Raw genomic sequence first — 13962 nt, forward strand, 5'->3', positions numbered from 1 at the left:
GCAGGGTTGAGTCCTAAAAATTACACTTTCAGTCAGACGGTGAGGAGAAGTCCATTCCACCTCAGAATCTAGTCGGCTCGGCAGAGGCCTACATCTCAAGAGTTGCCTCTTCATTTGGTGCCGCTAAAATCATCAGTCGCCACCTTCTCGGCGGCGACTATATATAGATGGTAGAAAGCCAGCCAGGTCCGTGCGGCGGCTAAATTCTCAGAAGAAGAGATACTATGGAAGCAAACCAGACTATTAGGGATCATATCGCCGCTTTGGGCGATTGGTTGGAAGAGCAGATTATCGGTCAAGAGAGATTGGTTAACCGATTGCTGATCGCCATGCTGGCCGATGGCCACCTTTTGGTGGAGGGAGCGCCAGGCCTGGCCAAAACCAAGGCCATTAAAACACTGGGCGAAGCTATTGAGGGTGACTTCCATCGCGTTCAATTTACGCCAGATCTGCTTCCGGCGGATATTACCGGCACCGACATTTACCGGCCGGAAACCGGAGAGTTCCATTTTCAACCAGGTCCAGTGTTTCACAACCTGATACTGGCCGATGAGATTAACCGCGCGCCAGCCAAAGTTCAGTCGGCGCTGCTCGAAGCTATGGCAGAACGGCAGATCAGTGTCGGCCGAAAAACTTATCCCCTTCCCCAGTTATTTTTGGTAATGGCTACCCAAAACCCTATTGAGCAGGAAGGGACTTATCCTCTGCCAGAGGCACAATTAGATAGATTCCTAATGCAGGTAAATCTTGCCTATCCCAATGCGGAGGCGGAAGCAAAAATCCTGCGCCTGGCCAGATCCGAGGCTAGCCTTGGCGAAAATCGCCCCACTGAAATTATCAGCCAAGAAACCATTCTTCAGGCGCGCAACCAAATTCTGGAAATGCAGATGGTTGAGGCCGTGGAAACCTATACTGTCCAACTTGTCATTGCTACTCGCGAGCCGGCGAAGTATGACAGCGAGCTGGCGTCATGGCTAGATTTTGGTGCAAGTCCGAGAGCAACAATTGCACTGGATCGCTGCGCGCGCGCTCACGCCTGGCTCGCCGGGCGCGACTACGTCACCCCAGATGATGTGATGAATGTCGCTCCCGATATTTTACGCCACCGGCTCCTGTTGAGTTTTGAGGCGGAAGCGGCGGGAATTACTACCGACCAGGTAATTGAGCGATTACTTCAACAGGTGCCTGCGATCTGATGTCCGCTGAAGCACCCCCAACTGAACTCGAACTGCGCGGGGCTTACCCTGAAGTAACGCCGCTGGTGCAAATGCGTTACGCCGCACGGCAGCTGCAATTATTCAAGCCGCGCCTGGCCCGCAGTGATCAGGCCGGCAGCCTGCTCACTCGCTATCGCGGCCGCGGCATGAATTTTGAGGAAGTGCGGAACTACCAGGCAGGCGATGATGTGCGCTCCATTGACTGGCGCGTAACAGCTCGAACCGGCCAAACCCACACCAAACTTTACCAAGAGGAGCGCGAACGCCCGGTAGTTATCCTGTTGGATTTGCGCTCGCCGATGTTTTTTGGCAGCCAAAGGGCATTTAAATCGGTGACGGCAAGCGGCATCGCTGCAGCCCTGGGTTGGGCTGGCTTACAGCACAGTGATCGGATCGGGGCGCTACTTTTCTCCGACCGGGAAATAGATACAGTGCGCCCGCGCCGCAGCCACCACGCCGTACTTTCGATGATCCACAGTACGGTTGCCCGCGCTGCGGAACTGAACAGCCCCATCCCCGAACAGGGCAACCAAACACTGAAAACATTGCTGGAGGAAGCGCGAAGAATCGCACGCCCCGGTAGTGCGCTCTTTTTAATCAGTGATTGTCACGATCTCGACGAGAGCTGCTCACAGCCACTCTATCTTTTATCCCGCCATGCCGACCTCCAGGTACTGAGGGTATCGGACCCGCTGGAGCAACATCTGCCCGGCCAATCCCTCACTATATCTGACGGTCGCCAGCGCACATTCCTTCATGCCGGCAATCGGCCGGTACACGAACATTTTGCCGAAAAGCAAGCCCGCGCCCGCGCCGAGGTTGAACAACTGTGCCGGCGTTATCGGCTGCCGTTGCTGGACTTTGATAACACCCAACCGCTTATTCCAGCACTGATGTCCGTCTACGGCTCGCGGCAAAGAAATAATGGCTGGCAAAATACGAGAAGGCCCAAGTAGTAATGAGTTTGAAAGTGCAGAAAAAGCTAGTCGCCAGCGTTTTGGCGAACCAAGGAGCGAAGGCAAAACGCACTGGCAATTTAATTGAGGGCCAGTCGTGATAAAAGGAAGTCTTCTGGCAAAACAAATGCAATCCCCAACACCGCAAGCGCCTTCGCCCGAGGCCCAGGAACTGTTATCGCAACTCCGCGATATACAAGAGCCCAATGCGGTTAATTGGTGGCCACCCGCTCCAGGCTGGTGGATGTTGGCCGTATTAATTCTTGTCTGTGTGGCCGCCGCTGCCCTATGGTGGCGGCAGCGGCGCAAAAAAATTGAACGCAATCGCTATCGTGTCGAAGCAGCCTCACTGCTCGCCGCAGTAAATACTGAGGAGGTGGATGCAGTTCCAGAAATTAATGAAATACTTAAGCGAGTGGCAGTTACAACATACAGTCGCACAGAGTGCGGCAATCTTATCGGCACAGCATGGGTCGAATTCCTGAAAAAGTCAGCCCCACTCGAGTGCCCCTCTGATGCGCAACAAGCACTCGTCGAAAACCTCTATCGTGGCAGCTGTGACCCAGACAAAAACCGAGCGCTACAGGAATATGCCATTTTGTGGGTGAAGCAGCACGGACAACCCACCCAAAACAGCCCGCAACACCAAGGCGGGGAGGCCGCGCATGTTTGAATTCGCCTGGCCATGGGTTTTCTTTTTAGCCCCACTCCCGCTACTCGCTCGCTGGCTGCTACCCCGCTCCAAACCCATGAGCAGCGCCCTGAAGGTGCCATTTTATTCTGAGCTATCCCAACGCGGCGGCGGCGAACAAAGCAATCTGCTCAATCTCTTTTTGCTGATTCTGATCTGGCTGCTTTTAATCAGCGCCGCAGCCCGTCCCCGGTGGTATGGGGAGCCGATATCTCAACCCAGCAGCGCAAGGGATCTCCTTATTGCCGTAGATATTTCAGGCAGCATGGAAACGCCCGATATGGTAATTAATGGCCGACCGGCGATGCGTATCAATGCAGTAAAACAGGTGGTTGGTGACTTTGTTGAACGGCGTAAAGGTGACCGTTTGGGGTTGGTATTGTTTGGTACTCGCGCCTACCTGCAAGCCCCACTCACTTATGACAGGGAGACGGTAGAAACTCTACTAAAAGAGGCCCAGATCGGCTTTGCTGGACAGGGAACTGCCATCGGTGATGCCATTGGGCTATCGGTCAAACGCCTGACCCAACGCCCCGCAGAGCAACGCGTGCTGATACTCCTCACCGATGGCGCCAACACCGCGGGGGAAGTCTCCCCGCTCAAAGCTGCCGAGCTGGCACAACAAGCGGGCATTACGGTTTACACCATCGGTGTAGGTGCCGACGAAATGGTTCAACCCGGCCTTCTGGGGAGCCGTTTTGGCAGCCGTAGAATTAACCCTTCGCGAGATCTCGACAGCAAGACACTCAAGGAAATTGCCGACAAAACTGGAGGCCGCTATTTCCGCGCCCACAACCCGCAGGAGCTGGCAGAAATCTATGCCGAACTGGATAAGTTAGAACCTGTCGAACAAGAAGCGGAAAGTTACCGCCCCATGAAGTCCCTGTTCACCTGGCCCCTTAGTATCGCCCTACTACTGGCTGGAATTTGGGCCCTGATTCCCCTGGCGAGCAATTTTCAGCTCCCTGCCAGACGAGAAGAAATAAGTCGTAACAATGGAGGTCAAGCCCAGTGAATATGCTCGACCTAATCCAATCCTTCCACTTCCTGCGCCCAGGGGTTCTGTGGCTGCTAATTCCCGCAGCACTACTCTGTTGGGGATTGGCAAAGATGGTGCTCAACAGCGCTCAACTGCAAAAGGTCATAGACCCAGATCTGCTGCCCCACCTTCTACTGCGCGGCGGCAGTAAAAGACCCTGGTTATTTGCATTAATATTTGCGCTGCTGGTCGCGATGATTATCGCTCTGGGCGGCCCCGCCTGGCGCAAGCTGCCAACCCCGGTGTACAGCAACCAGGATGCCGTGGTAATACTGCTAGACTTGTCACCGTCCATGATGGCGACAGATCTCTCGCCCAATCGACTAACCCGCGCCCGCCTTAAAATTTTGGATATTTTGCGCCAGAGAAAAGACGGCCTCACCGCGCTCGTCGCCTATGCCGGAGAAGCCCATGTCGTCACCCCTCTTACCGAGGACACGGCTACTATCGCCAATCTGGTACCCGCGTTGTCGCCCTCAATCATGCCCGTCCCCGGCAGCAATATCGAAATGGCCGTCGATACCGGGATTCGCCTGTTAAAGGATGGAGCCGCAGGACGCGGGCAATTACTTGCCGTTACCGACGGCATAGACTCAATGGCCGCCGATGAGGTTGCCAAAGCTCTGTCCAACGCAAAAGTTGAGATGAGCGTACTCGCCGTGGGCAGCGGCGAGGGCAGCCCCATCCCACGGGGGAATACCGGTGGATTTGTGACTGATAGTAAAGGGGCCATCGTCATCTCCAATTTCGATGCCAGTGAGCTTCGCCAGCTCGCCCAGTCCAGCGGGGGGCGTTTTGCCAAAATTACGGTAAATGACAGCGATATCGACTATTTACTGCCTCAAACTGACAGCCCGCAACAAGCGCAGCTCACTGAAAGGGAGTTCGACCAATGGCGGGATGAAGGGCCCTTATTGCTGCTTTTAATACTACCTTTTGCAGCCCTACTCTTCCGTCGGGGAGCTCTGGCATGCGCCCTGCCCTTACTGTTGATAACTGGGATTTCAAGTGAAAGCCAGGCTATTGAATGGCAGGATTTTTGGCAACGCAAAGACCAGCAAGGCCAGCGCCTACTGGAAGAGGGACAGCCGGCCGAGGCCGCGCAAGAATTTCACAACCCCGAATGGAAAGGCACTGCCAACTATCGCGCAGGCAATTACGCAGAGGCCCAGGAGAATTTCGCCCAAAGTAATAATTCACAGAGCTTGTACAATCTTGGCAACAGCCTGGTGCAACAGGGGGACTACGATAAAGCTATCGAGGCTTACGATGAAGCCCTGCAAAAGCAGCCCGAGTTTGCCGATGCCGAGCACAATCGAGAAATTGCTGAAAAGCTGAAAGAGCTGCAAGAAAAACAGCAGCAATCCCAACAGCAGTCCGGTGAACAGCAGCAAAGCGAGCAGGAACAGGGCCAGCAGCAGAGCCAGGAACAACAGCAAAACCAAGAGCAGCAAGCTGAGAACAACGAACAGCAGTCCAGCGAGCAGCAACAACAGGGCAATAATCAACAGCCCTCTGGTTCACCAGAGTCCTCTGAGCAACAGCCCCAAGGTGAGGAGCAGCAGGGCTCCCAAGAAAAGGGCCAGGAAGAGCAGGAGAGCGAACAACAACAGCAAGGTGAACAACAGGGTGAAGAACAACCGCCGCAAGGGGAATCGCAGCCTACTGGGGCTGAAGAAAGCCCACTCGACCAGGAAACCCAACAAGCCCTGGACCAATGGCTCCGTCAAATTCCCGATGATCCAGCCGGCCTGATGCGCGAGAAGTTCAAATACGAGAGCCTGCAAAGGCGCCGTGCCTATCGCAGCGGAGAGTGGGAGCCGCCGGAAAATGGGGCGACACAAAGATGGTAAAGAACAGTAGAACAATGTCGCTGGATTCAAGGACACTGATTTCAAAAATGCCTATGGACGCAATCATTAACAACCGAATAAAACTTTGGAGCCTCCCACTCAGCCACGCCTTCGCTTTGCTACTTCTTGCAATAGCACTTTGTCTGTCGACACCGGTTTTAGCAAGCGATCTCAGCGCAACGGTCGACAGAGATAAGATTGGAATTGATGAGACAGTCAATTTACGTGTGCGCTATTCAGGAGACAAAAGTGGTGGACAACCGGACTTTGACTTGCTGGAACAGGATTTCGATATTCTCTCACGCCAACAGTCCAATCAGTATCGCGTTATCAATGGCCGTGCAGAGAGTTTTGTCGAGTGGGTACTGGCGCTAGCCCCCAAACGGGAAGGCAAACTGTTTATCCCCTCTTTTAACTATCAAGGAGAGGTTTCCGATGCGGTTCCCGTCACGGTCACCGAGGCACAAAGTGGACCTAACGGCGGTGAAAAGCAGGCTTTTCTGGAAGTAACACTCGACAAGGAAAAGGTCTATGTCCAAGAGCAACTGCTGGTAAAAATTCGCCTGTACACCACTATCGGCTTACACGATATCGCAACAGAGCCTCTCAAGGTTGCCGGCGCTCATGCAGAAAAAGTCGATGAGCAGCGATATGAGCGCAAGCTCAATGACGTGAGCCATGCGGTTTACGAAGTTACCTACGCCGTTTTCCCAGATAGCTCAGGCAAGCTCAGCATCCCCGCACTTACCTACGTGGCCATCGCTGGGCGCAGGGATCCCTTCTCCCTATTTAATCGCAACAGCCAAAGGCTTCGACTTCGCTCCCAGGAGAAGTCTATTGAAGTGCTGCCAAAACCCGCTGACTACTCTGGCAGCCAATGGCTGCCCGCTGCCAGTCTCGGCATTGTTCAAAGCTGGAGCCAGGACCCGGACACCTTTGCCGTAGGCGAACCTATTACCCGAATTCTTACCGTACGTGCCGAAGGGCTCAGGGCCGCACAGTTGCCCCCACTTCCCAAACTCAACGTGGATGGCCTTAAAACTTACCCCGATCAACCGCAACAAGAAGACCAGGTTGGGCCCAACGGCGTTACCGGAAGCCGTATTGAGACAACCGCGATTGTGGCTACACAACCCGGGGACTACGAGCTTCCTCCTGTCACTGTGACCTGGTGGGATACAAAAAGCCAACGACAACGCACCACTCAACTACCGGCATTCCGCTTCTCAGTTTCCGGTACTGCTGCTGCAGTAACCAGCGACAATGAAACCAGTGCTAAAGTACCTCAGTCAGCTACACCCACTGAACAAGTCGGTACGGTGAGCCATTTTTGGCGCAACCTGGCTATTATCGCGATTGCCTCTCACTTACTGTGGGTGCTGTACTTTTTCTTTCAGAGGCGCAAACCCGCCCAGCAAATACCGAGCAACCACACCCAGGCTCCCGACTTACAACGTGAAACCCGTGCCCTTAAAAAAGCTCTGGAGAGTGAGAACCCCATCCATATCCAGCAAGCCACTTTAAAGTGGCTTGCTGCAAAGTGGCCGCAAGTAAATGGGAAGAGCTTGGCTGAGACCGCGAGGCAACTGAACATCCCTGAGCTGGATCAGCTCCAAGCAGTTCTGGACGCCGCTATTTACAAGTCACCGGCTAGTCCTTTGGACATCAATAAGGTGAAAGCAATAGTCGACTTACTACTGAACGCGAAACCTGAAAGTGAACCCCGTGAAACGGATAGCGCCCTGCCCTCACTGTTCTCTTAACAGGAGCCACTTCAAATCAAACAGGGAAAGGTTGGCCTTCACCGCCTATGGGTAAGGCCAATTCCTGTGTATTCGAGCAGTTTAAGAGGTACTTTAAATAGAATCAGAAAAAAGTTTGTGTAGATATGATTTTCTTTGCAGGCCCTAACAATTTCCAGATTTTGATGAATCCGCCCCCAAACGCCCTGGGAACTAACACCCCCTTCACGCATTTTCACAATACATTTTGGCAAACGCCTGAAGCTGATTTTATCCCGATGAAGAAAACGAGCTAGCAATTCAAAATCCGCTGCAACACGGTAGTTGGTTTTATATAAACCTAGCTTTTTATAACAGTCACGCCGTACAAAAAATGTAGGGTGGGGTGGCATCCAGCCCCAGCGAAATTTAGACACCCTAAATTTACTGGATCCATAAAAACGCACTCTTTGGCTTAAGTTATTGCGAGCCACAATCTCCAGGTCTGCATAGACAGATTGGGCTCCCGAAACTAAAAATTCATTAACAACATTTGAAATTACACGATTATCAGAATAGACATCATCAGAGTTAATTGTGCCGACAATATCGCCAGACGCCAGGCATATGCCTTTATTCATAGCATCATAAATACCTGAGTCTTTTTCAGACACAACTGCCGCGACTTGGTCTTTAAACTCAGATATTATCTCTAGCGTGCCATCAGTAGAGCCACCATCAATAATTATATGCTCAATATTTGCATAATCTTGAGCCAACACGGATAGTATTGTGTCGCGAATGGTGTCAGCACTATTTAGACAAACCGTTATCAGGCTTATTTTTATCACAAAAAGTCTCAAGTTGTCGGTTCGTGAAAAGTAAAACCTCTCTTGAGAACTTTAGTACAAATTACAATATCTGACATTCGATCAACGTAAAATACTTCTATACCAGTCGTATGTTTTCTTTAACCCTACCCCTAAGGAAGTCTGGGAATCCCACCCCAACTTCGATAGCTTTGAGATGTCTAGCAACTTCCGCGGCACACCATCAGGCATTGACCTGTCAAATGTAATATTTCCCTCAAACCCAGTGATCTCGGCGATTAAATAAGCCAGCTCCTTGACAGTGCAATCCACCCCAGTACCCACATTTAAGTGGGAGCACATAGGCTCTGTCACGGATCGATATACTCGATCTTCCAAACCCATTACAAACACCAACGCATCAACCATATCCTCTACATACAGAAATTCTCGTCGAACATCACCACTCCCCCAAATCCTGACATTCTGCACCCCTTCATTTTTGGCCTTATGGAAACGATGTATTAATGCAGGGATAACGTGTGAATTTGCAGAGTCAAAGTTATCATGTGGACCATAAAGGTTTGTCGGCATAACACTGCGATAGTTACGTCCATACTGCCTTGAGTACGATTCGCACAACTTAATTCCGGCAATCTTGGCAATAGCATAAGGCTCGTTAGTCGGCTCCAGACTACCACCAAGCAAGTCCTGCTCCCGTATCGGTTGGGGGGAATTCCTTGGATAAATACAAGACGACCCAATAAACAACAAATTTTGGATATCGGCCTTGTGCGCCTGATGGATTACATTGCCTTGAATTATCAGGTTCTGGTAAATAAAATCAGCTGGGAGCCTGCTATTCGCCAATATGCCCCCCACCTTTGCCGCAGCCAAATAAACAGTATCAATCGACTCCGAATTAAAAAAATCAGAAACAGCAGCAGCATCTGTCAAATCCAGTGAATCTCGTGGGCAAGTAATGACTTCACAGTTTTTTACCGGTCTCAGCCTCCGAATTAATGCTGAACCAACCATACCCCGATGACCTGCGACAAAAACTCTCTGGGAGTATTTCACTAACTACTCCTCAAAAATAGGCTCAGTGCGATAACCATTCCCAGCCAACAACAAATTCCGCTTCGCTTCCCTCAAGTCATACTTAACCATCTCTCCAATCAAATCTTTCAAGGTTGTTTTAGGTGTCCACCCCAGCTCTTGCCGCGCCAATGAGGCGTCACCTACTAGTGATACCACCTCTGTGGGGCGAAAATAACGAGAGTCCACTTTAATAATTACATCTCCACATTTAACTGCTGGAGCATCTTCTCCCACAATTGAAGCAACAACACCTACCTCTTTCTGCCCCTCTCCATGAAACTCTATCGCTATCCCCAACTCTTGAGCACAATTACGAACAAAATCCCGAACGGAGTATTGCAGCCCTGTAGAGATAATAAAATCCCTAGGACTTTCTTGTTGCAACATCAACCATTGCATTTCAACATAGTCCCTAGCATGGCCCCAGTCCCTCAGTGCATTCAGCTCTCCCAAATACAGGCACCGCTCTAAACCTTGGGCAACATTTGCCAAACCCCGAGTTATCTTTCGAGTAACAAAAGTTTCACCACGCCGTGATGACTCGTGATTAAATAAGATTCCATTGCAAGCATATAAGCCATAGGCCTCGCGGAAATTGACCACAGTCCAATAAGCAAACAATTTTGCTATTGAGTATGGAGAGCGAGGGTAAAAAGGAGTGTTTTCATTCTGAGGGGTAGCTTTAGCAGCACCATAAAGCTCCGATGTTGAGGCTTGGTAAAATCTGGTTTTATCCAACCCCAGAAGACGCATCCCCTCTAATATTCTGAGGGTTCCAAGCCCGTTCACATTTGCAGTATATTCAGGGCATTCAAAACTGACTGCAACATGTGACTGAGCACCCAAATTATAGATTTCATCAGGCTGCACCTCCTGAAGAATTCGGGTCAAATTGCTCGTATCGGTAAGGTCTCCATAGTGAAGAAAAAACCTTCTACTGTCATCTTGCGGCCCTTGGTACAAGTGATCTATGCGGCTCGTATTAAATGAAGAGGACCTTCTTTTAACCCCATGAACCTCATACCCTTTCGCCAATAAAAATTCAGCTAAATAAGAGCCATCCTGGCCTGTTACACCCGTTATTAATGCTTTTTTCATGTCTCAGCCTGTTAGAATTATTGGTATACAAGCGCACCACCTCTCCACAACCAATACCGTCCAAACACTTACAAAAATCAATGTCGCTCAGGTTTCGCCCCTAACATCAAGCGAGCCACCTCCCATATTTCAACCCCCCACAACCTTATCTGAACGAAAGTTGCCAACAATCTATAACCAATATAAATTTCCCTTTTCTGCCAAAAAAATACGACCGACCTTACCGGCGGAAGAAGGGTATATAGGATCAACTTAAACCTCCCCGCCCCTTGAGAGAGAGAAAACTGCCCTCCCTTTATCCGCCTTGCTTTTGTCGCTACAGATTGCCAGGAACATCTAACTCGATGATGGACAAAAGCAGACTTCAGAAATAAAACTTGGTGCCCTCTAGCCCTCAACCTTTTGCAAAACTCAAAATCACCACTCGAAAAGGAATTCTCACTAAATCCGCCAAGCTTCAGGAACAAAAACCGATCCACTACCATATTTGCTGTAGCCGCTACTCCTGCAGATACGTAAACTTCTTGTGGTATCCCCCTCATAAAGTCATAGACTTCATAGATGTTAGAAAATCCATATTGCTTTTGGCTTCGGACATCACCGCCAAACAACTTCACACTCCCTCCCCAACACCCAATCGCCCTATCAATTCCAGCTATCCACTTTGAATCCGGCAGGCAATCAGCATCCGTAAATATAAGCCAATCACCTTCGGCTAACTCTGCCCCTTTGTTTCTTGCCGCATAAGATCCAGGCTTTTTGCACGTTCCCGTCTTAATATGAAAACTCCCCCCCCCTAAAAAGGATGGAGAATTCCCGTCGTTTGATATCAGTACAAGCTCAAAAAGGCCCCTTGAAATGACCTGAGACTCCAAGCAACAAATCAGCTCCTCAATGAAGTGCCACTGCTGATAGACCGGAACAATCACGGAAAATTTAACCCGCATAGCAGCACCAATTGCAGATATTGTTAGACATTTGAATCATCACGCACTGACTAAACGATTAGCACAACACTTGGAATTAGCAACCTACAACATTGGCCAACAAACAGGATGGGCGGGGATTTCAACAACTGGATCAGGAGAGAGATAGATGGGAATTTCGACAGTAGCCAGGGCAGTTAGAACCTGACAACCTTAAGGGAAGACCGAAACAATCAATGAGAAAATAAATTTGGATAAGGCTTAAAGCCCCACAACCTTGAAACCGCAGAACACAAACATACTTCAGGGAATAGCCAGAGACCCGCCCGAAAAGAGAATGGTGTAGAAGCTAGCGCTATAAAAAGATGAACCAAAGCCAGCTACTCGTTGATAGCAGCCTCCTCCAACACCTTCAAGGTGGCTTCCGCTGCTCGATCCCAAGAAAACTCTTTTACCCGAGCGCATACAGATTCCTGAAGGCTATGGACCAAATCCAAATCTGAATGCAGCTGATGGATACCATTAGCCATGCTAGAAACCGAAAGAGGGTCGACTAAAATAGCTCCATCTCCAGCCACCTCCCGCATAGCTCCAGTATTAGAGGTCAAAACCGGCGTATTCTGCGAAAACGCCTCAACAATAGGCAGCCCAAACCCCTCATAAATCGAAGGGATAAGCAAAGCTCTGGCATTATGATACAAGCCTCTTAACTCGTGATCAGGCACATAACCCCGCACCTTTACCATTTCACCTAAACCCAACCCCTCAATAACATCACTTAATCGAGGCAGCCCCCAGCCTTGCCCACCGCAAATATAAAGCGGCAATGCTCCTTGAGTAGCCATATCCAAGTAAGCTCGATATGCGGCCAGCAGGCGCTCCAAATTTTTCCGGGGCTCCAGAGTACCGACGAAAAGGAAATACTCCCCATCAATGCGGTCGTCAGTATTTTCCAGGAAAGGTGCTTCGGGAATAACAACAGTCTTACCCACAGACTTCGGCATTAACTCTGTGAGCTCATCGGCGGTAAATGCTGATACCGCTATCACCGTTTGCGCCGAGTTTACCGAAGGGGGCATCAACCCACGCTCTAGATGTTTACCAAATACAGACATAGTTTCAGGAAAGCGCGCCCAAACCATGTCGTGAATCGTCACCACCCGGCTTACTGAAGACGGCATCATCAGTGGCAAATGATGCCTGGGGGACCAGAATACCTGCAAGTCATCATGCCTAGCCCAGGATGGGAAACGGGCTTGAGCAAAAAGAGTACCCAATGATTTACGCCCAACCTTCCCTGTACGTACGACCACATTAGCTGCATCACAGAACCTCTCAGGGAGCGGCGCATCACTATAAAGGAACCATTCATGCCCGCTTTTTACCATACGCTCAATGAGGGCTTCCGTATAACGGCCAATACCTGTAGTGACAACTGACAACGGCCTGGCATCAACACCAATCCTAAGCACAGGAATTCCTATCAGAGTCAATCACCTCACTACCAACATCAGCCCCTAGAACTTCCCGGTAAAGCTCTTGATACGATTCTCGCATCTTCTCGCCCGTAAACAGGGTCTCATAACGCTGGCGGGCTGCAGCCCCCATCATCTTAGCTCTTTCGGGGTTGGAGCTGAGGTCATTCATAGCCGCCCGGAGCGCGGAGCTATCCGCTGGAGGTATCACGTGGCCAGTTACGCCATTCTCATTTACAAAGCTTGTACCGGTGCCTATCTCACAACTTATTAGCGGCTTACCGGCCATAAGCCCTTCAACCAAGGTGACCCCAAAGGCTTCAGAACGCAAATGGGAAGGAAAAACTACAGCACCGCATAGTCTATACAATGCTGCCTTTTCTTCATCGGATACAAACCCCAGAAATTCAACGTTATCCAGGCCCTGCTTAGAAACAAGAGCGCGCATACGCCCCTCTTCTGGTCCCGCCCCCGCAATCAATATGCGGCAGCCAGCCCCCTCAGCTGCGCGAACCAGGTATTCAAGGCCTTTGTAGTAACGAAGAACACCAACAAAAAGCATGAAACCCTGGCCATAGGTGTCCTCAATACGCTTCAAGTCGTCTTCACGCGGGGGCGGCAAGGTATCCTCATCAACCCCCAAGGGAATCACAGAGACCTTATGCTTCCAGCGCTGCAAAACAGGGCTTGTTGCCACATACTGCTCAGAAGTAGCGACGATACGATCCGCTTTGGCAAAAAAACGATTCATGAGAGGGGTGTAAAGCTTCAGCAGCCACCTCTGCCTCACCACATCAGAATGGTAAGTCACAACCAAGGGGCGCCGCTTGCCTGCAAATAGGTAGGCAAGATCACCAAAAGGCCAGGGAAAGTGCAAGTGCAACACTTTCGCTTTGCTACGCCATACATCCAGTAGCAAACCCGGTCCAAAACACATTGAATTGAAAGAAAACCAGCGGCGACTAGCCCGAACTTGCAAGCCGGGCTCAATCTCATAAGAGCCGGGCTTGCAAGAGAGGGCTAATACCTCACCTCCGGATCGAGCCATCTGAAATATGGCCTGTTCCAGCCCTCCA

The 13962-nt window shown here is 50.5% G+C and carries 12 protein-coding genes; 6 read left to right on the forward strand and 6 right to left on the reverse strand.

What is annotated here, in order from left to right; all coding sequences use genetic code 11:
• The first annotated feature begins 224 nt into the window (after positions 1-224).
• From ACJJIW_RS19925 to ACJJIW_RS19950, 6 genes are all read left to right on the forward strand, one after another.
• The gene (locus ACJJIW_RS19925) at positions 225-1196 is read left to right on the forward strand and encodes an AAA family ATPase (RefSeq protein WP_282932305.1); all 972 of its coding nucleotides are present in this window, start codon (positions 225-227) and stop codon (positions 1194-1196) included.
• The gene (locus ACJJIW_RS19930) at positions 1196-2173 is read left to right on the forward strand and encodes a DUF58 domain-containing protein (protein ID WP_282932304.1); all 978 of its coding nucleotides are present in this window, start codon (positions 1196-1198) and stop codon (positions 2171-2173) included. The genes ACJJIW_RS19925 and ACJJIW_RS19930 overlap by 1 nt, the downstream gene beginning before the upstream one ends.
• Positions 2174-2300: 127 nt before the next feature.
• Positions 2301-2846 (forward strand): DUF4381 domain-containing protein, encoded by a 546-nt coding sequence (locus tag ACJJIW_RS19935; RefSeq protein WP_282932303.1) that lies wholly within the window; start codon positions 2301-2303, stop codon positions 2844-2846.
• Complete coding sequence (locus ACJJIW_RS19940) at positions 2839-3879, forward strand: vWA domain-containing protein (protein WP_282932302.1); 1041 nt, start codon at positions 2839-2841, stop codon at positions 3877-3879. The genes ACJJIW_RS19935 and ACJJIW_RS19940 overlap by 8 nt, the downstream gene beginning before the upstream one ends.
• A gap of 2 nt (positions 3880-3881) precedes the next feature.
• The gene (locus ACJJIW_RS19945) at positions 3882-5756 is read left to right on the forward strand and encodes a VWA domain-containing protein (RefSeq protein WP_282934673.1); all 1875 of its coding nucleotides are present in this window, start codon (positions 3882-3884) and stop codon (positions 5754-5756) included.
• Complete coding sequence (locus ACJJIW_RS19950; protein ID WP_444936168.1) at positions 5750-7519, forward strand: BatD family protein; 1770 nt, start codon at positions 5750-5752, stop codon at positions 7517-7519. The genes ACJJIW_RS19945 and ACJJIW_RS19950 overlap by 7 nt, the downstream gene beginning before the upstream one ends.
• Positions 7520-7557: 38 nt before the next feature.
• On the opposite strand, the gene ACJJIW_RS19955 is transcribed toward ACJJIW_RS19950, so the two are convergent.
• From ACJJIW_RS19955 to ACJJIW_RS19980, 6 genes are all read right to left on the reverse strand, one after another.
• Positions 7558-8328 (reverse strand): glycosyltransferase family 2 protein, encoded by a 771-nt coding sequence (locus tag ACJJIW_RS19955; protein WP_444936169.1) that lies wholly within the window; start codon positions 8326-8328, stop codon positions 7558-7560.
• 81 nt (positions 8329-8409) lie between these two features.
• Positions 8410-9366: a GDP-L-fucose synthase family protein gene (locus tag ACJJIW_RS19960; RefSeq protein WP_444936170.1), complete on the reverse strand. Its 957-nt coding sequence runs from the start codon at positions 9364-9366 to the stop codon at positions 8410-8412.
• 3 nt (positions 9367-9369) lie between these two features.
• A complete protein-coding gene (gene gmd / locus ACJJIW_RS19965; protein WP_444936171.1) occupies positions 9370-10485 on the reverse strand; it encodes a GDP-mannose 4,6-dehydratase in 1116 nt (371 codons plus the stop codon).
• A 77-nt stretch (positions 10486-10562) separates the two neighbouring features.
• Positions 10563-11432, reverse strand: a complete 870-nt coding sequence (locus ACJJIW_RS19970; RefSeq protein ID WP_444936172.1) for a glycosyltransferase family 2 protein — start codon at positions 11430-11432, stop codon at positions 10563-10565.
• Positions 11433-11791: 359 nt separating this feature from the next.
• The gene (locus tag ACJJIW_RS19975) at positions 11792-12883 is read right to left on the reverse strand and encodes a glycosyltransferase family 4 protein (protein WP_444936173.1); all 1092 of its coding nucleotides are present in this window, start codon (positions 12881-12883) and stop codon (positions 11792-11794) included.
• A complete protein-coding gene (locus tag ACJJIW_RS19980; protein ID WP_444936174.1) occupies positions 12876-13934 on the reverse strand; it encodes a glycosyltransferase in 1059 nt (352 codons plus the stop codon). The genes ACJJIW_RS19975 and ACJJIW_RS19980 overlap by 8 nt, the downstream gene beginning before the upstream one ends.
• Positions 13935-13962: the final 28 nt, after the last annotated feature.

Source organism: Microbulbifer maximicatervae (SeqCode) (assembly GCF_052467815.1).

Excerpts from the sequence above, each read along its gene's own strand:
- ACJJIW_RS19980 (WP_444936174.1), bottom strand. The coding sequence starts at position 13,934 with ATGGCTCGATCCGGAGGTGAGGTATTAGCCCTCTCTTGCAAGCCCGGC.
- ACJJIW_RS19935 (WP_282932303.1), top strand. The coding sequence starts at position 2,301 with ATGCAATCCCCAACACCGCAAGCGCCTTCGCCCGAGGCCCAGGAACTG.
- ACJJIW_RS19925 (WP_282932305.1), top strand. The coding sequence starts at position 225 with ATGGAAGCAAACCAGACTATTAGGGATCATATCGCCGCTTTGGGCGAT.
- gmd (WP_444936171.1), bottom strand. The coding sequence starts at position 10,485 with ATGAAAAAAGCATTAATAACGGGTGTAACAGGCCAGGATGGCTCTTAT.
- ACJJIW_RS19950 (WP_444936168.1), top strand. The coding sequence starts at position 5,750 with ATGGTAAAGAACAGTAGAACAATGTCGCTGGATTCAAGGACACTGATT.
- ACJJIW_RS19970 (WP_444936172.1), bottom strand. The coding sequence starts at position 11,432 with ATGCGGGTTAAATTTTCCGTGATTGTTCCGGTCTATCAGCAGTGGCAC.
- ACJJIW_RS19930 (WP_282932304.1), top strand. The coding sequence starts at position 1,196 with ATGTCCGCTGAAGCACCCCCAACTGAACTCGAACTGCGCGGGGCTTAC.
- ACJJIW_RS19945 (WP_282934673.1), top strand. The coding sequence starts at position 3,882 with ATGCTCGACCTAATCCAATCCTTCCACTTCCTGCGCCCAGGGGTTCTG.
- ACJJIW_RS19940 (WP_282932302.1), top strand. The coding sequence starts at position 2,839 with ATGTTTGAATTCGCCTGGCCATGGGTTTTCTTTTTAGCCCCACTCCCG.